Below are 22,518 nucleotides of genomic sequence, written 5' to 3' on the forward strand. Positions count from 1 at the left end.
TATTCATCTAAGAGGTTGTTTTTTATCTTTTAGTTTGGCAACATATTCACTAGGTATTACCCCGAACTGCTTTTTAAAACATTTTGAAAAATAAGACGCAGTGTTAAAACCTGTTTTGTACATAATCTCCTTAACGGACAGATCACTCTGTTCAAACAATTGAACGGCTCGTTTAAGACGAATGTTCCTAATGAACTCACTAGAAGAAAGACCGGTAATCTCCTTGAACTTCATATAGAGATTACTGCGACTGTACCCCATTTCCTTAACCAACATTTCTACATTAAAGTCGGTATTCATCATATGTTTTTCAACAATTTCAATAGCGGCCTGCAGAAAGGATTCATCTACGGAAGTCACCGTGATCTCTGTAGGTTGTAGTGTAATATTTCTCGTAAACTGTTTACGGAGTTCGTCTCTTTGTTTTAAAATATTAGATAATGTAAGTTGAAGAAGCTCCATATCAAAAGGCTTTCTTATGTACCCCTCAACTCCCATCTTTAAATTTTCTATTTCACTTTCTTCGGATGCTTTTGCTGTTAGCATTACAATTGGAATGTGACTTGTTTCTTTATCTGTTTTCAGTTTTTCTGCGAATTCAGTACCATTCATTACTGGCATCAAAATATCTGTTAAGATAATATTGGGCATTAGGCTCTTTGCCATTTTCAGTGCCTGTTTACCATTTTCGGCTTCATAAATTACATAATCACTGTCTAGCGCTTGCTTTACCAACATACGGATATCCGCATTGTCATCAACCATAAGTAAAATGGGCAATTTAGGACGTGATTTTGAAACATCCTCATCAAGGATTTCATCATTTATTCCAATGGCAAAAGATTCTGTTTCCGACGAACGGACTAAGAAATCACTTTCCGAAACCTCTTTAATACTTACCTCAGGAATGTTCATGAATGTTTCCTTATCCAGAGGAAGCCTTACCACAAAATTGGTTCCTTTATTAGGCTTACTCTTAACTACAATAGAACCTTGGTGTAGTTCTATTAGATTTTTGGTGAACGATAGACCAATGCCCGCTCCTTGAAGATTTCTGCGGTCTTTTTTATCTTGGGTATTGAAGCGCTCAAAAATAGTATTCACTCTATTTTTTGCTATTCCAAAACCGGAATCCCTAACCTTTATAACTACGTTTTTGGTTTGCCCCTTAAGGTTAGTAGCCTCTTCTGTTGACATCTCTACGTTTATATGACCTCCATCTGGCGTATACTTAAAAGCATTGGACAAAAGGTTGTTCATTATTTTCTCTAGAGCATCATGATCAAACCAGGACATAAGTGGATCCTCTGTAGAAGAGATACTAAAATTCACATTTTGTTTGTGTGCCAAAAATTGAAATGGCTGCCCCACTTCTTGAATAAATTCAACTACATTACTATTACGCACTACCAAGTGCATTTTTCCTTGATCAATCTTTCTAAAATCTAATAATTGATTCACAAGTTTGAGCAAATAATTAGTGTTTTTGTACATAATATTGTACTGCTCCTGAACCTTGGTCTGACTTACTTTTGAACCATCCTTCCGTAAATACTCTAACGGCCCTTTTATTAAGGTTAACGGCGTTCTGAATTCATGTGAAATATTAGTAAAAAACTCTAGTTTTACCTGTTGCATTTCTTCAGATTTAGCTTTCTCCAGGTGATTTAACTCCAGCTGATGCTTTTTACTCGTCCTGATAAAAGTATATCTCCAAAACAACCAAAGAACCCCTAAAACTAGAAGTCCGTAAAATAAATACGCTCCAGAACTTTGCCAGATTGGCGGTGTAATCTTAATTTTTATTTCGGAAGGCGACTGATCCCATAGGCCATCATTATTTGAGGCTTTCACCTTAAAAGTATAATTTCCCGGCTCTAAGTTCGTATAGGTCGCAAATCGCTTACCAGAAGTGGTTTGAACCCAATCATTATCAAAACCTTCAAGCATGTAGGCAAACTTATTTTTTAATGGAGCTGCATAATGTAAAGCCGCAAATTCAAAAGAGAAATTATTCTGTTTGTAGCCCAACTTAACATTATCAATTTGGTTAATGCTTTTCTCCAAAATAACGTTGCCGTTTACTTTTTCTCCAATCCTAACAGATGTATTGGAAACCAGCAAATCCGTTATTACCGTTTCCGCAGGTTGTTCATTATCATTTATCTCTTCGGGATAAAAGGCGTTAAAACCATTTATTCCACCAAAAAGCATTTCCCCATCTGCCCGCTTTAAACAAGCTAATTCTTGAAATTCATTATCCTGTAGACCATCACTTTCATTATAATTCTTAAAAGTTTCATTTTTAGGGTTGAATTTAGAAAGCCCCATATTTGTAGAAAGCCAAAGGTTTCCTTCTCTATCTTCTAAAATACCTTTGATGACATTATTCGGTAGTCCATCCCGAATAGAATATGAAACAAAAGCATCTTCTTCTCCTTCTTTACCTGGAATAAACTTGTCGAGTCCACCGCCAAAAGTACCTATCCACAAATCTCCCGCTGTGCTTTGATATAATGAGAGTATGTAGTTATGACTTATTGATTTCGCATTTTTTTTATCATTTTTATACGTTTCGAACTTAGGTTGTTTTTTATAGCGCTCAATAGCATTTACCATACTCAGACCGCCTCCTGTTGCAAACCAAATATTACCTTCACTATCCTCAAGGATATCCCTGATGATGTTACTAGGCAATGCGTTAGGCTGTTTAGGATAACTTTTAAAAGTTGATTTAGTAAAACCTTTACCATCTTCTTTTTTTATCCACCTATGTATACCTGAGGTATAAGTACCAATCCAAATGTTTTCTTTAGAGTCGTTCAACAGACTGAAAACTCCACCCATTAAGCCTTGGGAAACTAAATCTGATTCTTTTACATTTTTTGGATTACTAATATCCAGCAAATACAAACCTGGTGTTCCTTCTGCACCAATAAGCAAGGTTTTCTTATTATCTATATTTGTTTCGGTAATAGCAAATGTCCTGGGTATTAAAGAAAAATGTTGAAATTTATTATAGTTGCCATCATCATCGTTTTTGAGCTGCATATTCAGCCCGCCACCTTCAGTACCAACCCATACCGTTCCATTGCTATCCTCATACATTGCCCTAATTTTATCATAGCTCAAACTCTGAGGGTCTGGGGTATTTCTAACATTTAAGAAAGGTTTTTTTCCAGAATCAAAAGTATTGATCCCCCCACCATTGGTACCCACCCAAACAATACCGGTCTCGTCCAGGAATAATGATTTTATTATGTTTTTACTAATACTACCAACATCTCTTGAATCATAGGTAAAGCGTTTAACCAACTGAGGAATCTTATCTTGAGAAGTATTTTCAAAATAGAACAGCCCCTCATCGGAACCAGCCCACAAGCGATTGTTATTATCTACCAAAATGTTATTAATATTGGCATCATAAACCTTTGCAAGCTCTTTTCCTTTGACTTGGCAGAATAGGCCTACGTTAGTTGCTATGACAAGCCTTCCTAAGTTGTCCTCGGTAATACTTCTTACGATACCGTCAGGGAGTCCAAGCGATTTGTTTACTTTTCCAAAATAATCTTTACCATTTGGGTCTTTCTTTAACTTAAAAAGACCAGTTGCTCCTCCAATCAATATTTGCCCATTCTTGTCTTCATAAATAGTATAAATTGAGCTACCATCCCACCCTAAAACAAAGGGATCTTGCTCAGAACTAAAATGATGAAATTCTACTTTCTTGGATGATGCGGACAGATCAACCATATCGAGACCATCAATAGCACCGACCCATAAACGATTTTTACTATCCTTAAATAAAGCAGTAATATGATTTCCTATTAAGCTAGATGCATTTTCTTCATCATTAAGATAAGATGTAAACTTACCGGTTGCGGCATTATAGAAATTGAGTCCGCTACCTGTTGTACCCACCCAAAGATTACCTGTTTCATCACCGGTAATAGCAGAAACTAAATTGCTGCTAATACGATTAGGTTTATTTGCACTTGGATTGTAAACCGTAAACTTATACCCATCATACTTATTGAGTCCGTCATGCGTACCAAACCACATGAAACCCTGTTTGTCTTGATAAATTGCATTAATATCACTTTGCGAAAGTCCGTCACTTGTTGTAATGTGTTTGAAACTGATATGGTTTTGTGAATAACATAATGTATAAGAAAATAAAACGCACGAAAGAATCCATATCGCTTTTAAGAATTGCTTACTATTCACCAGTATTTTCATTTATTATTTTAAGGAGCAAAAAGATTTGCTGTAATAGTTTATTATTAAAGAAAATCTATTTTCTCTGTTCTATCAATAAAAGAGAGTCATTATTTACAGAAAAAATAAAAGCTGGCTTTTTCTGATCGCCAATATTTATAGATTTAATATCCTTTATTTCTCCTGGAGCATACAATCCACTTTCATTCATGTCTAAAAGTTCAAAATCGTTTTTGACACCACCAACCAAAACCAACCCTATTCCAGAATCATTTCTAGGTGTTTCCACTTCAGCTTCATATAGATTACCACCAATAAGCATATCCGGAAATTGATCTCCATTATAATTAAAGATTTCAAATTTATTAATTGATGAAAATTGAGCTCGTTTAGGTAACTCGTGGATTATAAATTCACCATTTTTATTTTCAATCCATGAATTGGCAAATGTTTTAGCTTCATAATGTAAAGCCTTTTTTAACATTTTTTCTCCGTATATATCATTTAAATTAGCATTTGCAAAGGATTCAAAAGTCTCAAACCTTTTCTTTATTGCAGGAACCTGTTGAGACGAACACTCTCTTCCTCTCAAAGGTAAAATAGTTCCTTTTTTTCTATAACTTAGAACGATATCCATAGTCCCATTTTCATCAAAATCATTTGCATAAACTTCAAATGGGGTCTTTTCATTTGCTTTATACTTATAATTTAGCCCCAAATTCCCAGCAAAATAATCCATATCTCCATCAGCATCAATATCCACTTTTTGTAAGCTATACCACCATCCAGTAGTATTTTCAAAACCTAATTCATTTGTTACATCTTTAAAACTTCCTCCAGTATTTTTAAAAAACCTAATAGGCATCCACTCTCCTGTAACAATTAGGTCTATTTCATTATCGTCATTAAAATCGTCCCAAATAGCAGAAGTGACCATTCCTAACTCAGACAATTCAGGGGCTATTTCTGCTGTAACGTTAGTATATTGTAATTCTAAATCTTTTCCTCCTTCATTTTTAAGAATATAGCTTTCCGGAGAGAACGGATATTTACCCGGTACAATTCTACCTCCAATAAATAAGTCTAAATCCCCATCGTTGTCATAATCTGCGCTAACAATTTCTTGTCCACTAGCTATAATTACAGGAAGTGCCTTTGTACTTTTTACAAAACCCTGTGGCGTATTTATATATAATCTATCTTGATAATAACCTGAATTTACAGAAGTATGGTTACCACCATTTACAATGTATAAATCTAAATCTTTATCATTATCCGCATCAAAAAGTAAAACACCTGTGTCTTCATACTGCGAATCCGTTTCCCATGGTCCTGCCAATAATTCAAAACCACCATTTTCATTTTGCACATACATTGCAGACTGACTACCTTTTGCATTACCAACAAAAAAATCTTCCAATCCATCTGAATTTATATCTCCTGTAGCTACTTTTGCACCTAACTGAGAATACCTATGAGGCAGTAAAGGTTCTGTTTTAAAATCATCATAAGCATCTTCAATATGTATAAAAGAAGGATTGATTTTATTTGAAATGTTCGCAAAAGAATACTCTCTGTCAATAATAGGAATAGTGCTGGTTTTTAAAGAGTCATATTTAATTTTAATTTCTTGATTAGAACTTACATTTTCTACCAGCTGCGTTTCTCCGTTTGGCCAAATAACTTTTACAGAATTATCTGTTTCAGCTTGCCAGAGTCCAAAATGAACAATTGGTTCTACACTAGACTGGTATCCTCTGGTTAATGTTAGCTCCTGAGTTTGTTTGTTGATCTTCTCGTTAATAACAACTTTAGCCCCTAAGGCAAAAGGATTGTTTTTTTCTCCTTGAAGTCTTACTCTCAGGTAATTATTATTTTTTATGTTTTTGTTTTCATAAATAGATGCCGGTGCATCCATATTATTTATTACCAAATCTAAATCGCCATCTAAATCTAGATCTGCATATGCAAACCCATTAGAAAAACCAGCTTTATCCAATCCCCACTCTTCACTTACGTTAGAAAAAGAAAGGTCTTTGTTATTAGCAAAAGCAAAATTTGCAATAGGAGTACTAGGCATTAATCTGAAATCTTTGTTTTTATTTTCACCAAAAAAAGTTTCAGATTTGTATTTGGCATTAACGTCATTATTATTTACATCTCTTTTAACCCCATTGGATATAAACACATCTTTCCATCCATCATTATCAAAATCCGCAAATTGCGCTCCCCAGCTCCAGTCTGTGGTAGACATATTGGAAAACCTTGATACTTCACTAAATACTGGTATTTTATCCTGATTTACCCCGTTGTTTAATTGCAACGAGTTTTGCATGTACTGATAATTGAAACCATAGTCTACTGACTCATAAAAAGTTTCAGGACTCATGCTCGCCATATTAGTCTTAGAACGTTTATAATCCGCAGCAGTCATATCAACCTGAAGAATATCTACTAAACCATCATTATTAAAGTCATTAACATCCATACCCATACCAAACATAGATGTATGCCTAGCTGCTTTTCTAGAAACCTCCGTAAAGGTACCGTCTCCATTATTTTGGTATAAATAATCAGGTACATTGAAATCATTACTTAGGTACAAATCCTTATATCCGTCATTATTAAAATCTGATGCAACTAAGCCTAGAGTTAGTCCAAAATTCTGAACTCCAGATTCTTTCGTAACATCAGAAAATGTTCCATTCCCATTGTTTTCGTATAAATGCCCAGAATCTTCATGGACATTCAAGTTCATTTTATTCTTATAATAATTATTTCCTTTGCTCACTAAAACATTTGGATAATTAGCCACAAAAAGGTCTAAAAGTCCGTCGTTATTATAATCGAAAAATGTAGATTGTATAGAAATACTTTCATCTGCAATTCCATAAGAAGCAGCTTTTTCCGCAAAAGTATTGTCTCCGTTATTAATAAACAATTGGTTTGCGGTAGTACTAAACTTGCCGGATACGCTTAAATAAATATCTAGATAGCCGTCATTATTTACATCGGCCATTGTGGTACCGGAATACCATCTATTATCACCTGCAATACCAGCTTTTTCCGTGATATCTTCAAATTGCAAATTACCCTTGTTAAGATATAATTTATTAGGAGTTAAGTTACCTGTGAAATATATATCAGATAATCCATCATTATTAATATCTCCTATAGACACTCCCGCCCCTAGGTATAGATAAGGGAATGAAAAGTAATTTAAAGTGTCATTTTCAATAATAGTATTAGAAAAATCTACCCCAGATACCGTAGGGTCTATTTCTATAAAATTTTTACTTATAGCACTTTTCTTAGTGCAAGAAAAAACTATAAGCAAAACAATTAATGAAGCAATTATCTTTCTCATGCTTAAATATAAATAATATAAAAGGGAACCGTTAATTCACGGTTCCCTTTTAATTTACAGACTATTGATCATTAGTAACCTGGGTTTTGTTTAAACCCTTCGTCATTATTATTACCGTCTAATTCTGAAAGAGGAATTGCAAGGTATTCTCTTCCTGGTTTGTAAGAGCTTGTACCACCACTTTCTGATTTTAAATCTGGATTATCTACAATTCTGGATTTAACCCTATCCCAACGAAGAAGATCAAAGTAACGTGTACGTTCAAAAGTTAATTCCTTTACACGTTCATCTTCTATATCTTGCATTGTTATTACTGCATGCGGAGCTAAGTCTGCTCTTTCGCGAACTTCATTAATAGCATTTAACGCGGCAGTTGTAGAACCGTTTAACATAAATTCTGCTTCAGCAAACATTAAAAGAACATCTGCATATCTTAATATTCTTAGGTTGTTTCCAGAACTGTGCCATCCGCCATCTCTAGATTCTTCTTTACCATTAAATTTCCAATCTGCATATTTATTACCAAATATATTTGTACCGGAAGCATCAAAAGCATCTGCATAAGATGTGTTAAGGTAAGTTCTTGAACGTAACGTATCTCCTTCGTAAATTGTAGAATCTTCAGTATTCCAGAAGAAAGTTGTATACGTTCTTGGGTCATTTTCACCATTAACAGTCTGCTCATCCAAAAATAAATCAAGAGCCCATTGATTAACTCTCATAGTATTTTGGTTTGTATATCCTACTGGAGCCAAGTCGGCCTGGTAAGCTGAACCAGAACCACTACTGGAAGCATCTGCTCCCCAACCTTGGTTACCATCAGAAATTAACTGAATTTCAAATAAAGATTCTTTATTGTTTTCAAATTCCTCTGTGAAATTATCAGCATAATCATCCATTAATTCAAAACTTCCATCCATAACCTTAGAAAATTCTGCTTTAGCCTCCGAATATTTTCCTTGGTATAAATAGACTTTTCCTAACAAACCTGTAGCAGCTTTGGCTCTAGCTCTTCCTGTTTGTTCTGCAGGCCAAGAGTTTGGCAACATAGCTTGTGCTTTTTTCAAATCTTCCTCTATCAGCGCCCAAACATCAGCAGGTGGTGCTTGTGGTAGTAACTCCGGAGCTTCCATTTGGTCTACTGGAATTGTTATTATAGGTACATTTAAAAAATTATTAACTAAATTAAAATAATTAAAACCTCTAATAAAGTAAGCTTCTCCTAGTATGCTTTCTTTCTCTGCAGCATCCATTTCTATATTAGGAACGTTAAACAGAACATCATTAGCCCTAGAAACACCTCTAAATTGTGCTTCCCACATCCATTTTGGAGCGTTACGATCTGCGGTAGCATTGAAGGCACCTGCAGCTGTTCTATCCGAAGAGTTAAAACCGTTTACAACATCATCTCTGTAATCTGAAAGGAATACTTCGAATCTAGAGTAATAGGTTATTGCTAAAAAAGGGCTATAAGCTCCCAAAATAGCTTTATTTGCATCTTCTGCTGTACCCCAAAATGATGATGGCACAAGAATATTTGGATTATCCTGATTTAAAGCATCATCAGAACAATTTATATTTAGGGCTAAAAGAGCAAACATAGCCAGCACACCCTTTATTGTTATCTTATTATTTTTCATTTTTCTTATTTTTTTTATTAAAAAGAAACTTGTAAACCTAGTTGGTAAGTTCTGGGTGTAGGATAGTTTCCTTCATCAACACCATTATTAAACAGACTAGTACCACCTCTACTATTTCTTCCAACCTCAGGATAATATCCAGAATAATCACTTATTGTAAATAAGTTTGTTGCAGAAACGTACAATCTAATTTTAGGTATTTTTATTTTTTCTAATACATCATCAGGAAGTGTGTATCCTAATTGCGCATTTCTTAAACGGAAATAAGCACCATTTTCTAAATAAAAATCAGACATTCTACGGTTAAAACCAGGATCAACTTGTGTGTTTCTTGGTATGTTGGTATTTGTATTAGTAGGTGTCCATGCATTTGCCGCATCCGCTAAATAATTACCATTAAAATCAAAAAATCCTCTATATTTTGTAGAGTTCAAAATTTTGTTTCCTGATACACCATTAAAAAATAGGCTTAAATCTACTCCTTTATAGTCTGCCGTTAGGTTAAACCCATACTCAAAGTTTGGGATAGAACTACCAAGGTATTTTCTATCTTCTGGATCAACACCATCGCCATTAAAATCTTTAAACTTAAGATCACCTGCTATTGGGTTACCCTCTTGATCATTAGCTGCTGTAGCCTCTGCATCTGTTTGATAAATACCGTCTGTTACATAGCCATAAAAAGAGCCAATAGGCTCCCCTATGTCAGTTCTAGTACCCCTTAACCCGTTAGAAGTAAAACCGCCTCCAATAATAGGTGCTTGTCCTCCTAAAGAAGTAACTACATTATCCAGTGTAGAGAAATTGGCTGTCAAGTTAAAGTTTAAATCTCCTATTTGATCAGCATAGGTTACTAAGAATTCAAAACCCTTGTTTTCTATGTTTCCTCTATTAAATGGAATTTGATTAGCAAATCCTGTATAAAGAGGAAGCTGAACATCTACTAAAATATCTTCCGATTTTTTAATAAAATAATCCACGGTTACGTTTATCTTATTATTCAGAGTGGCAAATTCTAATCCAAAATTTGTTGTTTTAGTAGTTTCCCAAAAGATATTACTATTTACACCTCTTGTAACCGCATAACCAGATTCTCTAGCTTGAGTTTCACCTAAAACATAGGTACTAAATAAGTTAATAGAAGGATTAATTGCATACGCATCAACATTATTAGATCCTATTTCTCCGTAACCAGCCCTTAACTTAATGTTAGAAACAGCATCAAAATTTTCTAAAAATGGCTCATTACTAATGTTCCAACCAATTGCCATAGAAGGGAAAGTACCCCACCTTAAATCTTCTTTAAACAAAGAAGAACCATCACGACGCAAACTTGCCGTTAATAAGTATCTATCATCAAAAGTATAATTTAACCTACCAAAATAAGATTGAATGGTTGTTGTAATATCCTCAGAAGGAGCTCTTTGTAAATTTTCCGAGCTGAAAGCACCTGCGACACTGATGTTGTTTATAGCATTTAGCGCAACTATACCTAAAGATCTAGAATTGTTTTTTTGATCTGTATAACCAGCTAATACATCTACACTATGCTTATTAAAAACTTTTTTATAATTGAGCGTATGTTCTACTAAAGTATTTAAGCGATTAGTATTGGTTTCACTTAATTCTGATGTTGCTTTATTTGTTCCATTATAAATAACCTGTGCATCAGGACTAAAAGTGTAGTTATTCCTTGAAGATGACTCCATCCCTAAGTTTAACTTATAAGTTAAACCATCAAATAATTCATAAGAACCTGAAACATTCCCTATAACGGTATTCAAAGTATTGGTTCTGTCTTCTGTAGCAGCAATACCTAATTCATTTGCAATTGTACCAGGACCATAGAAAGCTCCGTAAGCAGTTGTTATTCCTCTATCTGCTCTGTCATCTGCACTCCATTCTCCTGCATCGTTTTTTAATCTAATTGTAGGGAGTAAATTCCTTTCTTTATTAAAATAAGGATTAGGATTATCTACTGTTCTAGTTAAACCAATGGTGCTTTGAAGTTTGAATTTACCTTTATCTAATCCAAAATTAGCTCTTACCGTAGTTCTTTTAAAATCTGAGAACTTTATAACACCGTCCTGGTCAAATTGATTTAATGAAAGACTATACACACTATTTTCACCTCCACCAGAAACTCTCAGGTTAGTATTACTTACAGATGCAGTCCTAAAAGAATCATCATATAAATTACTACTATAATTAGGGTCAAATTGGGTATCATTAGCGGGGTATCTTGGAACACCATCTGCGTCATTAGCACGATTAACTATTCCTGCATATTGCGTAGCATCAGCCCAGTCTATCTCGTTTATAACTTTTTGATAACCAAAGTTAGTATCTAAATCAATACTTACTTTTCCTTTCTTTCCTTTTTTAGTAGTTATTATAACTACACCATTGGCTGCCCTAGAACCATAAATAGCAGTTGCAGAAGCATCTTTTAAAACAGAAACAGATGCAATATCCCCTGGATTTACCGTATTCATATTTCCGGTAATCATACCGTCAATTACAAATAAAGGTCCAGCATTACTAAACGTTCCTGTACCTCTAATAGTAATAACAGATCCAGCTCCAGGAGCTCCACCTTGAGCCTGTACGTTTACACCTGCCATTCTACCTTGAAGTGCTTGCGAGGCATCATTATAAGTATATTTTTCAATATCCTTGGAACCCACGGTTGCAACAGAACCTGTCAAATCTGACTTTTTCTGAGTACCATAACCAACAACAACAACTTCATCCAAAGACTCTGCATCTTCTTCAAGAGCTACTTTAATATTAGTTTGGTTGTTAATAGCTACTTCCTTGGTAACAAAACCTATATAACTTATAGATATAGTTCCATCACCAGGAGCGTTAAGTGTAAAATTACCATCAAAATCTGTTTGTGTACCATTAGTAGTCCCTTTTACCAGCACATTGGCTCCTGGTAAGGGTTGCCCTAAATTATCTGTAACTGTACCACTCACGGACATATCTTGAGCGTGACCAAAAGCTATTGCCAAAAGCCACAACATGCCAGCCAGATATCTGTGCGGTTGCCGTTTTTTAATTTTAAAGTTAGTTCCTTTCATAAGATCTTTAGTTTAATTGAGTAGTTAACATTTGTTTAAGTTTTTCAAAAGTGATGTTTATTTAACCATTCTTTAACAACATATGATCAGATGAGTGCAACAAATGGTTATACATCAAAAAACAAGTGTATTTATTACACAAAAAGCATCTTAAAACTAACTATAGCAGCAATAATGAAAACAACCTCAACATTCCAAAAAGTAGATTGTAGACCTATGAACTACTAAAAAAAGTAAAATCACTCTAGCTTCTACCTTAAAAATTGTATTTATATTAACTAAAACAGCTAAAGAATTAATTTGCATTTCATACTGTTCTTAGATCTCTTTTAGAGTAGATTGTTTTATATTGGGCTTTATTAAAAAAAAGAAAGAATGTTTGATATAGACAATAAAATTGCTGTTATAACTGGGGCTAGTGGGGCTTTGGCAGGTAGTGTTGCTAAAAGTTTAGCAAAATCAGGGGCTAAGTTGGCCCTATTAACAAGAAAAAAGACATCGGTTCAGTCGCTTTTAGATGAAATTAAAACCGTGGGCGGGCACGCTAATGTGTACGAAGCAGATATTTTAAGTGAGGAATCCTTAGAAAAAGCTAAAACCCAAATTTTAACGGATTTTGGAAAAATAGATATTCTCTTAAATATTGCTGGCGGCAACCTGCCAGGCGCAACGGTAGCACCTGGCCAAACTATTTTTGATATAAAAATTGACGACTTCAATAAAGTGACAGAACTAAATCTTAACGGGACACTTATTCCTTCCCTGGTTTTCGGTAAAGTAATGTCCGAACAAAAAGAAGGTGTAATCATTAACTATTCTTCTATGGCGGCAGATAGGGTCATTACAAGAGTGGCTGGTTATTCTGCTTCTAAAGCAGCTATGGAAAACTTTACGCGTTGGATGGCTGTTGAAATGGCTACCAAATTCGGGAGCGGTATTCGCGTGAATGCTATTGCTCCAGGTTTCTTTATCGGAAAACAGAACAAAGCGTTGCTTACAAATGAGGATGGTTCGTTTACACAGCGTGGGGAGACTATTATAAAAAGCACACCAATGGGTCGTTTTGGCGAAGTTGGGGAACTAAACGGTGCAATTCAATTTTTATGTAGCGATGCATCTAAGTTTATTACTGGTATTGTTCTGCCTGTAGATGGTGGATTTAGTGCTTTTAGCGGAGTATAACTTATCAAACTAACATTATAACATATATCAACCAATTAAGAAGTACCTAATATGGAACAAACATGGAGATGGTATGGGCCTAACGACCCTGTCAGCCTACAAGATATTAAACAGGCTGGCGCCACTGGTGTAGTCACCGCATTACATCACATACCAAATGGAGAGGTTTGGTCGGTTTCCGAAATAGAAGAGCGCAAAAATCTTTTAGAAAAAAATGGTTTGGTATGGTCTGTAGTAGAATCGTTACCTATTCATGAAAGTATTAAGACACAACAAGATGGTTTTGAACAACTTATAGAAAACTACAAGAAAAGCTTAAAAAACCTTGCTGAATGTAATATTAATGTAGTCTGCTATAATTTTATGCCTGTCCTTGATTGGACGCGCACAAGCCTAGATTATGAGGTAGAAGATGGTTCAAAAGCACTTTTTTTCAACGCTACGGCTCTTGCTGCTTTTGATCTATTTATTCTTAAAAGACCCGATGCTGAAAAGAGCTTTACGGAATCTCAAATTGAAGCTGCCAAAACATATTTTAACAGTATGTCTGAAGATGACATCTATAAACTCATAAAAACGATTATCGCCGGTTTACCAGGGTCTTCTGAAAATTATAATATACCTAAGATTGGTTTTGACCTTAGTCCGTTTCAGGCCACGCTAGACACCTATAAAGGCATGGATGAAAATAACATGCGCAACAATCTTGTTTATTTTCTAAATGCAATAATAACCACTGCAGAAGAAAATGATATGTTAATGTGTATTCACCCAGATGATCCACCATTTTCTATACTAGGATTACCGCGCATCATGCGAAATGAAGCTGACTATGCTTATATTTTTGATAAGGTAAAGTCTAATAATAATGGTATCACCTTTTGTACGGGGTCTTTGGGCGCAAGAGCTGATAACAATCTACCGCAAATGTTTAAACGATTTGCTGATCGTGTTCACTTTTTACATTTACGAAGTACCAAACGTGATGAAAATGGAAACTTCTACGAGGCAAATCATTTAGAGGGAGATGTTCCTATGTATGAACTTATAAAATTGATTCTTACCGAAGAGCAAAGAAGAAAAGCAGAAGGCAGAAAAGATGCTTTGATCCCCATGAGACCTGACCACGGTCACCAGATGTTAGATGACCTTCATAAAAAAACCAATCCCGGCTACTCAGGTATAGGTCGCTTGCGCGGTTTGGCGGAATTACGTGGGTTGGAATTAGGAATTTACAAAGCTTTTTTTGAATAATACTTTTTAATTAAAGTTAAACATATTCGTACATAGTTTTCTAGGCCAGCAAAATCTTTGTTGGCCAGAAAACCTTCTCTATTGTCTTCCAAAATAAAAATTACGAATAAAAGGGGACATTTAGTACTCGTTTATTCTACTCTATATTTTTCCATTACATATCACAGTTTATCAGCTAAAGTTCTTTTGTTCCGTTGTAAATAATTGTTACATTTTCTTAAAGTGAAATGTAAGATTCTGTAGTTGTTGCAGCTCTATTCTGTATCGCCTACGCATTGAAAACAATAATATTAAACCAAAAACGAATAAACCTGTAGTTGAACAAATAATTAGCTACACTTAGCGTAATATTTTTTTATTTGTATTTACGCCAAAACCACCAACATGAAAGACCACCAGAACACTACCACCAACCAAGTGGTAAGCTTGGTTACCCAGACTGAACGAGCTGTCTTCTACAGAAAAACATATGCGCATTTAGCCGGAGCCGTCTTACTTTTTGTTCTTGTCGAAACTTTATTTTTTCAAATCCCACCAATATTAAATTTTGCTTTATCACTAACCGAGGGTTATAGTTGGTTAATTATGTTGGGTGGCTTTTTGTTTATAACCAATTATGCAGAACGTATTGCCTTAAAGAGTAAAAGTAATAACATGCACTATTTAGGTCTTCTAATTTACGTAGTTGCAGAGGCATTTATTTTTATTCCATTAATATTCATAGCCCTTACATTCACAGAAAATGGTTCCCTTGATATTCTTAATCAAGCTGCGATAATGACTCTCTCGTTATTTACTGGGCTTTCTGCCATTGTTTTACTAACTAGAAAAGAATTTTCATTTTTAAAATCTATATTAGCCGTGGGTTTTGTAATCGCACTTGGACTTATTGTTGCTGGCGTATTGTTCGGGTTTAATTTGGGCCTTTTATTTAGTGCTGCCATGGTAATTTTGGCCTCTGGTTCAATATTATATCAAACTTCTAACCTAGTTCACAGATACAAATCACACCAATATGTAGCAGCTTCTTTAGGTCTTTTTGCTAGCCTTATGCTGCTATTCTGGTACATCCTCAATATTCATACGACTGATTAATTTTTAGTGTTTACGTTTTTAATGTGTAAAGCCCTGATAAAATTATCAGGGCTTTTTTTTTATCTTACCACCTCATCACTTAATAAACTGAATTATGAAAAATAAAACCATATTGCTACTCGTGCTTTTAATAGGATCTGTTTCTTTATCTGCTCAAAACAACGATGTAGAAGCCATAGAAAATATACTTCACGAACAAGAAACAGCATGGTCCAATCACGATTTGGAAGGTTTTATGCAGGGCTACTGGAAATCTGATGAGCTAACTTATTATAGTGGTGGAAAGGTTACCAAAGGTTGGCAAACGACTCTGGACAATTACAAAAAAGGATATCCTACCAAAGCGGACACTGGAAAGTTGCGCTTTATAATAGACCAGATTACTAAAATTAATGAAGCGTCCTATTATGTTATGGGACAGTACTTTTTGACGCGAGAGGTGGGTGATGCCAATGGTACTTTCATGATTATATTTAATAAGATAAATGGCGAATGGAAAATTGTAGCAGATTCTTCTTGCTAATTGATATTCGTCTAAACTCATTTAAAAATCTAATTCTTCCCCTCTTCTACTTCAGTTTCAATTACTTCTATTGTTTCAACTTTGGCAGTAGGGTAATACTTGATGCGCCTTGTCGTGTATGAGTTATTTGGAGTTATAATTTCTTTTACCCAGTTATTGGCCGGCGTACCATCAAACTGATAAATATATTCCTGAGTTAAATCTCCAAAACGTTTTTTAGTTTTAGTGGTTACCAGAACTCCATTTTCATCATATAGATAGCGCTCTTCTTTTTGTGGTATCCATTTTTTTGTAGAGCTATCATACATCAGCTCTTTATATAAAGTAAGCTTATTATTTTCATTGAAAACCTCAATGGTTTTTGAAGTAAGATTCCCTTCTATATAATTTTCTGAAAGTACTTTTTTAAATTTCTGTCCATTTTCTATCACTTGAGACGTTGTGATTAATTTAGACAATAGCGTATTTAAAGTTTTACGAACTATTGTAACGCTGTCTTTATTAATGTACTCAAAATCACTCTCATCTATGCCGCTTGTATTGGTACGGACAATCTTAGTCAATTTTTCATTCTGATCATAAGTGTAAACGTTCTTCTCTAAAAGTTCCTTTTCATAAGAAACTATATTTTCAGTTATAGTTTTGGCTGCTGTTGTATCTATTTCATAAAAATTAGCAATAGACGTTGCACGGTCAAAACTACCGTCCATATAATTTTCTATTCTACGTTCTTTTAAGAACCCATTTAGGTATTTATAGTTCGTAGTCTCGTAATCGGTATCATTATAACGGGTAACAGACTTTGTTAAAAACCCTTCTGGATTAAAATAGTATTCTTCCTTACCATAGTCGGTAATTACAAAACACGATTCCACATTTCCCTTCAAATTAAAATCGGATACCTTAAAAATCTCGATGTCCTGAGAAAACATCATTGAAGATATTCCCCATACCATACATACAAACAAGAATTTTTTTATCATACTGCAAAACTACTTGATATTCTGTGAACTGAAAACAAAAGGCGCACCAAATCTATAAAACGAAAAGGCCCGCTCAGTTAAACAACTGTGCGGGCCCTATATTCGTAGCGTTAAACGCTTATACTTATTTTACTTCTTCGAAGTCTACATCTTCTACGTTATCACCTTCTTTTGGCTCTTCTGCAGATGCAGCATCACCTTCAGGGGCTGCTCCGTTTTGTCCTTCGGCTTGTGCCTTGTACATTTCTTCAGAAGCAACTTTCCAAGCTTCATTAATCTTATCCAAAGCTGGTGAAATAACCGCTAGGTCTTTAGATTCATATGCTGCTTTTAATTCGGCTAAAGCATCTTCAACTGGTTTCTTCTTATCTTCAGATAATTTTTCACCAAATTCTTTCAATTGCTTTTCCGTTTGGAAAATCATTCCGTCAGCTTCGTTCAACTTATCAGCAGTTTCCTTCGCTTTTTTATCAGATTCAGCATTAGCTTCAGCTTCAGCTTTCATTTTCTTGATATCTTCTTCTGTTAATCCTGAAGAAGCTTCAATTCTAATATCTTGCGTTTTGTTCGTTGCTTTATCCGTTGCAGATACTTTTATGATTCCGTTTGCATCAATATCAAAAGTCACTTCAATTTGAGGTGTACCTCTCTGAGCTGGTGGAATACCGTCTAAATGGAAACGACCTATTGTCTTGTTGTCAGATGCCATTGGACGCTCACCTTGCAATACATGAATCTCAACCGATGGCTGATTATCTGCTGCCGTAGAGAACACTTGAGATTTCTTAGTAGGAATCGTAGTGTTTGCTTCGATCAACTTAGTCATTACACTTCCCATAGTCTCAATACCTAGAGATAAAGGAGTAACGTCTAATAATAATACATCTTTAACATCTCCAGTTAGAACACCACCTTGAATTGCCGCACCAATTGCTACAACCTCATCTGGGTTCACACCTTTTGAAGGTTTTTTACCGAAAAACTTCTCAACAGCTTCTTGTACTGCAGGTATTCTTGTTGAACCACCCACTAGGATAATTTCATCAATATCACTTTTAGAAAGACCTGCTGCTTTAAGTGCAGTCTCACAAGGAGCAATAGTTCTTTTTACCAAATCACCGATCAATTGCTCAAACTTAGCTCTTGAAAGTGTACGTACTAAATGCTTAGGTCCTGAAGCGGTAGCAGTAACGTATGGTAAGTTGATTTCCGTTTGTGCAGAAGAAGACAATTCAATTTTTGCTTTCTCAGCAGCTTCACGCAAACGCTGTAATGCCATGGCATCTTTACGTAAGTCAATGCTTTCGTCTTTATTGAACTCCTCAGCCAACCAATCAATAATCTCTTGATCAACATCATCACCACCTAGGTGAGTATCACCATCAGTAGATAATACTTCAAAAACACCGTCACCCAATTCTAATATAGATACATCATGCGTACCTCCACCAAAATCAAAAACAACTATTTTCTGATCAGTATCTTTCTTATCCATACCGTAAGCCAAAGAAGCAGCGGTAGGCTCATTTATAATTCTCTCTACAGTAAGACCAGCTATCTCTCCTGCTTCTTTAGTTGCTTGACGCTGTGCATCATTAAAGTAAGCAGGAACAGTAATTACCGCACGGGTAACATCTTGTCCTAAATAGTCTTCTGCAGTTTTCTTCATTTTCTGAAGAATCATTGCAGAAAGTTCTTGTGGCGTATACAAACGACCATCAATATCAACACGTGGTGTGTCGTTATCTCCTTTTACAACTTTATAAGGAACTCTTCCGGCTTCTTTACTAGACTCCGAAAATTTGTTACCCATAAAACGTTTTATAGAATATATGGTGTTGTGAGGGTTAGTTACCGCCTGTCTTTTTGCAGGATCTCCAACTTTAATCTCTCCACCTTCTACAAATGCAATTACAGATGGCGTAGTTCTCTTACCTTCTGCATTAGGAATCACTACCGGTTCGTTACCTTCCATAACGGAAACACAGGAGTTGGTAGTACCTAAGTCAATACCTATAATTTTACTCATGTTATATGTTTTTAATATTAGTGTTCATTTTTATAATCGTTTACTAATTGTCAAACAATATGCCAACTGATAACAACCTGACATGATGTCACTCTTACATTTACAGATAGTTAAGAACCCGCCAGAAATAGGCTTTTCTTGAACAAAAAGCGACAGTATGATGCCTGGTCCCTTAAGACTGAAGTTATCTTAACTGCTCTTCATTCTGTAATGACCTGTTCAACAAGTCCTAATTTATTAGTTTCTTTATGCCCTAATTTTTGGCTTTGTCTAATGCTGGCTTTATCTATCTTTATACCGTAAAACGAGTTTATAATTTATGGAGTCTATTAGTATTTTTGACATGCTTAAGATTGGCGTTGGCCCTTCTAGTTCTCATACCTTAGGCCCATGGCGGGCGGCAGAACGATGGATTTCCGAACTGAAATCTGCTCAGATGTTTGCTGAGGTCGCAAGCATACGAGTGCATGTGTATGGTTCTTTGGCCTTAACGGGTAAAGGTCATGCCACAGATTACGCTATTATGTTGGGGCTCTCTGGAACCGACCCCGTAGAAATCCCCATTAAGGATATACATTCTATTGTTGCAGATATTCAAGAAAGCCATATTCTGAACTTTGGAAACTCAACACCCATTTCGTTTGACCCTAAGACCCATATTTTATTTCATAGGAAGTTTTTGGAATTTCATGCCAACGGACTTCAGTTTGAAGCTACTTTAAAATCCGGCAAGACCAAAAAGAATACCTACTATTCTATTGGTGGTGGATTTGTAGTAGTCAAAGAACGAAAAAATGCTAAGCGAAATATAGCTACGTTCAATAGTTTTCCTTTTCCCATTCAAAAAGGCACGGAACTACTCGCCTACTGCCAGAGTGAAAATAAAAGCATTTCCGAGATTGTTCTTGAAAATGAACGCTCATTACGCAGTGATAGCGAAATAAACGAAAAACTAGACCATGTATGGAAGACCATGCTAGAATGCATGTACATTGGTTGCCACACAGAAGGTAAACTTCCGGGCGGCTTAAATGTTACCCGTAGGGCTTATGATATCAACAAAAATCTATTATACGGCTCACATGTTTATGATTCACCAGAGGTTTGGCTATCTACTATACGAAATACGGAGGTTAAATTCCGTCAGATTTTAAAATGGGTCAGCTGTTTTGCCTTGGCCGTTAATGAAGTGAATGCTTCTTTGGGTCGTGTAGTAACCGCTCCTACTAATGGAAGCGCCGGGGTAATACCCGCCGTGCTCATGTATTATATGGTGATAGAAAACCATGAAGCCGATTTTGAACATATTAAAAAGTTTCTTTTCGTTGCCGGTGAAATAGGCAGCATCTTTAAAAAAGGAGCTACCATTTCCGCAGCAATGGGTGGTTGTCAAGCAGAAATTGGAGTATCCAGTGCTATGGCAGCAGGTGCGCTTACGGAGTTATTAGGTGGTACGCCAGAACAAGTGCTTATGGCAGCTGAAATTGCCATGGAGCATCATCTTGGACTTACCTGCGACCCTATAGGCGGACTCGTACAGATACCTTGTATAGAACGCAACAGTATGGGAGCCATAAAAGCGATTAATGCTGCAGAACTAGCATTAGGTTCAGACCCAAAAGATGCAAAGGTACCTTTGGATAAAGTAGTTGAGACCATGTGGGCCACAGCAAAGGACATGAGCTCTAAATACAAAGAGACTTCCGAGGGAGGTCTTGCTATCGGAATTAATATGAGTGATTGTTAAGCTATCCTATTAATAACAGAAATAAAAAATACTACGTTAAATTATCCCCTTTCATTTAAAAGCAGAATAGAGATCATGAATTGGTTAGTTTTAATTATTGCAGGCTTATTTGAGGTTGCCTTTGCATTTTGCCTGTCCAAAGCAAAAGAAGCAACAGGAAATGATGTATACCTCTGGTACGGCGGTTTTTTTATCTGTGCCACTATTAGCTTTCTTCTTTTAATAAAGGCAATTCAAACCTTGCCTATCGGCACAGCATATGCAGTATGGACAGGTATTGGAGCTGTTGGTACCGTGCTACTGGGTATTTTAGTTTTTAAAGACCCGGCCAACTTCTGGCGGGTTTTCTTTATTGTTACGCTAATTAGCTCCATCATTGGTTTAAAATATGTTTCGCATTAAATATTATCCATCTAAAATGTTTTTTCTCAAGCGGATAAAATCATAACTACAAAAATTAGTTTGTAATACAAAACAACAATACTTGTAGTCCAATAATACATATTACTATATTGTATATAAATAAGAAAACGTATTTGCCCTAAAATAAAATACCTATGAAAAAGATTGAACACATTGAAAATGAAATACGAGATTTAAGAACTCAACTTCAAAACCACCCCCTATATCATAACTTAAATAGTATTGATGATATTAGGGTTTTTACTGAAAATCACGTCTATGCCGTATGGGACTTCATGTCTCTGCTAAAATCACTTCAACTTTCATTAACCAACGTAAGTATTCCTTGGACTCCCTGTAAAAATCCAGTTCTTGCTAGGTTCATTAATGAAATTGTGCATGGTGAGGAAAGTGATGTAAACGAACTGGGGGAACCCAAAAGTCATTTTGAGATGTATCTACAAGCCATGGTACAATTAGGATCTGATACTTCTAAAATAAATAAGTTTATACTTCTTTTAAAGGAAGGTAAAACGGTTGATTCTGCTTTGGCCGCAATTGATATTCCCAAAAAAGTGGCCGATTTCGTTCAATTTTCATTCGATATTATCGCTACTGAAAAGCCTCATTTAGTAGCTTCCGCTTTTACGTTTGGCCGTGAGGATGTAATTCCTGATATGTTTATGGAAGTTCTTAAAAGTGCTGATGCAGAAAACAAGCAGTATAACAAATTCGTTTATTACCTAGAGAGACATATTGAACTAGATGGGGATGAGCATGGACCTTTATCTCTTGAAATGGTAGCAGAACTTTGCGGAAATAATGAACAAAAGTGGCAAGAAACCTTAACGGTTGCACGAGAGGCATTAAGTAAAAGAATTCAACTCTGGGATGCTATTAACGAAGCTGTTACCACTCCCAAAATGGCAGACAAACCTCTTTATTAGAAATAGCAACACTTCTGTTCTATTAAAAAATAATCTTAATTTAAA

Annotated in this window: 13 protein-coding genes; 7 read left to right on the forward strand and 6 right to left on the reverse strand. The window is 35.5% G+C overall.

Features of this window, described 5'->3' with window-relative positions:
- Positions 1 to 3: 3 nt before the first annotated feature.
- The 4 genes from IWB64_RS18380 to IWB64_RS18395 form a co-directional block, all read right to left on the reverse strand.
- Complete coding sequence (locus tag IWB64_RS18380) at positions 4 to 4,239, reverse strand: two-component regulator propeller domain-containing protein (RefSeq protein ID WP_194535400.1); 4,236 nt, start codon at positions 4,237 to 4,239, stop codon at positions 4 to 6.
- Positions 4,240 to 4,294: 55 nt separating this feature from the next.
- The gene (locus IWB64_RS18385) at positions 4,295 to 7,585 is read right to left on the reverse strand and encodes a VCBS repeat-containing protein (protein WP_194535401.1); all 3,291 of its coding nucleotides are present in this window, start codon (positions 7,583 to 7,585) and stop codon (positions 4,295 to 4,297) included.
- Positions 7,586 to 7,656: 71 nt separating this feature from the next.
- Positions 7,657 to 9,225: a RagB/SusD family nutrient uptake outer membrane protein gene (locus IWB64_RS18390; protein ID WP_226975939.1), complete on the reverse strand. Its 1,569-nt coding sequence runs from the start codon at positions 9,223 to 9,225 to the stop codon at positions 7,657 to 7,659.
- Between the two features lie 17 nt (positions 9,226 to 9,242).
- On the reverse strand, positions 9,243 to 12,311 hold the full coding sequence (locus tag IWB64_RS18395) for a SusC/RagA family TonB-linked outer membrane protein (RefSeq protein WP_194535402.1): 3,069 nt from the start codon (positions 12,309 to 12,311) through the stop codon (positions 9,243 to 9,245).
- 375 nt (positions 12,312 to 12,686) lie between these two features.
- On the opposite strand from IWB64_RS18395, the gene IWB64_RS18400 reads away from it, so the two are divergent.
- The 4 genes from IWB64_RS18400 (at position 12,687) to IWB64_RS18415 (ending at position 16,365) form a co-directional block, all read left to right on the forward strand.
- Entirely contained in the window at positions 12,687 to 13,493 is an 807-nt protein-coding gene (locus IWB64_RS18400) for an SDR family oxidoreductase (protein WP_194535403.1), read from the forward strand.
- A 51-nt stretch (positions 13,494 to 13,544) separates the two neighbouring features.
- Positions 13,545 to 14,747, forward strand: coding sequence for a mannonate dehydratase (gene uxuA / locus IWB64_RS18405; RefSeq protein WP_194535404.1), 1,203 nt, complete (start codon positions 13,545 to 13,547; stop codon positions 14,745 to 14,747).
- 384 nt (positions 14,748 to 15,131) lie between these two features.
- On the forward strand, positions 15,132 to 15,842 hold the full coding sequence (locus tag IWB64_RS18410) for a Bax inhibitor-1/YccA family protein (protein WP_194535405.1): 711 nt from the start codon (positions 15,132 to 15,134) through the stop codon (positions 15,840 to 15,842).
- 94 nt (positions 15,843 to 15,936) lie between these two features.
- On the forward strand, positions 15,937 to 16,365 hold the full coding sequence (locus IWB64_RS18415; protein WP_194535406.1) for a YybH family protein: 429 nt from the start codon (positions 15,937 to 15,939) through the stop codon (positions 16,363 to 16,365).
- A 29-nt stretch (positions 16,366 to 16,394) separates the two neighbouring features.
- Here the strand turns inward: IWB64_RS18415 and IWB64_RS18420 are convergent, their stop codons facing one another.
- Entirely contained in the window at positions 16,395 to 17,348 is a 954-nt protein-coding gene (locus tag IWB64_RS18420; protein ID WP_194535407.1) for a hypothetical protein, read from the reverse strand.
- A 124-nt stretch (positions 17,349 to 17,472) separates the two neighbouring features.
- Positions 17,473 to 19,377, reverse strand: a complete 1,905-nt coding sequence (gene dnaK / locus IWB64_RS18425) for a molecular chaperone DnaK (RefSeq protein ID WP_194535408.1) — start codon at positions 19,375 to 19,377, stop codon at positions 17,473 to 17,475.
- 319 nt (positions 19,378 to 19,696) lie between these two features.
- On the opposite strand from dnaK, the gene IWB64_RS18430 reads away from it, so the two are divergent.
- The 3 genes from IWB64_RS18430 (at position 19,697) to IWB64_RS18440 (ending at position 22,473) form a co-directional block, all read left to right on the forward strand.
- Entirely contained in the window at positions 19,697 to 21,124 is a 1,428-nt protein-coding gene (locus IWB64_RS18430) for an L-serine ammonia-lyase (RefSeq protein ID WP_194535409.1), read from the forward strand.
- A gap of 75 nt (positions 21,125 to 21,199) precedes the next feature.
- The gene (locus IWB64_RS18435; protein ID WP_194535410.1) at positions 21,200 to 21,526 is read left to right on the forward strand and encodes a DMT family transporter; all 327 of its coding nucleotides are present in this window, start codon (positions 21,200 to 21,202) and stop codon (positions 21,524 to 21,526) included.
- A gap of 155 nt (positions 21,527 to 21,681) precedes the next feature.
- A complete protein-coding gene (locus IWB64_RS18440) occupies positions 21,682 to 22,473 on the forward strand; it encodes a DUF3050 domain-containing protein (RefSeq protein WP_194535411.1) in 792 nt (263 codons plus the stop codon).
- The last annotated feature ends 45 nt before the right edge of the window (positions 22,474 to 22,518 follow it).

Source organism: Zobellia nedashkovskayae, assembly GCF_015330125.1.
In the GTDB taxonomy this organism is placed as follows: domain Bacteria; phylum Bacteroidota; class Bacteroidia; order Flavobacteriales; family Flavobacteriaceae; genus Zobellia; species Zobellia nedashkovskayae.

Bases quoted from the DNA above. Each gene is read 5' to 3' on its own strand.
- IWB64_RS18430 (WP_194535409.1), top strand. From the start codon at position 19,697: ATGGAGTCTATTAGTATTTTTGACATGCTTAAGATTGGCGTTGGCCCT.
- dnaK (WP_194535408.1), bottom strand. From the start codon at position 19,377: ATGAGTAAAATTATAGGTATTGACTTAGGTACTACCAACTCCTGTGTT.
- IWB64_RS18420 (WP_194535407.1), bottom strand. From the start codon at position 17,348: ATGATAAAAAAATTCTTGTTTGTATGTATGGTATGGGGAATATCTTCA.
- IWB64_RS18400 (WP_194535403.1), top strand. From the start codon at position 12,687: ATGTTTGATATAGACAATAAAATTGCTGTTATAACTGGGGCTAGTGGG.
- IWB64_RS18380 (WP_194535400.1), bottom strand. From the start codon at position 4,239: ATGAAAATACTGGTGAATAGTAAGCAATTCTTAAAAGCGATATGGATT.
- IWB64_RS18440 (WP_194535411.1), top strand. From the start codon at position 21,682: ATGAAAAAGATTGAACACATTGAAAATGAAATACGAGATTTAAGAACT.
- IWB64_RS18415 (WP_194535406.1), top strand. From the start codon at position 15,937: ATGAAAAATAAAACCATATTGCTACTCGTGCTTTTAATAGGATCTGTT.
- IWB64_RS18395 (WP_194535402.1), bottom strand. From the start codon at position 12,311: ATGAAAGGAACTAACTTTAAAATTAAAAAACGGCAACCGCACAGATAT.
- IWB64_RS18385 (WP_194535401.1), bottom strand. From the start codon at position 7,585: ATGAGAAAGATAATTGCTTCATTAATTGTTTTGCTTATAGTTTTTTCT.
- uxuA (WP_194535404.1), top strand. From the start codon at position 13,545: ATGGAACAAACATGGAGATGGTATGGGCCTAACGACCCTGTCAGCCTA.
- IWB64_RS18410 (WP_194535405.1), top strand. From the start codon at position 15,132: ATGAAAGACCACCAGAACACTACCACCAACCAAGTGGTAAGCTTGGTT.
- IWB64_RS18435 (WP_194535410.1), top strand. From the start codon at position 21,200: ATGAATTGGTTAGTTTTAATTATTGCAGGCTTATTTGAGGTTGCCTTT.
- IWB64_RS18390 (WP_226975939.1), bottom strand. From the start codon at position 9,225: ATGAAAAATAATAAGATAACAATAAAGGGTGTGCTGGCTATGTTTGCT.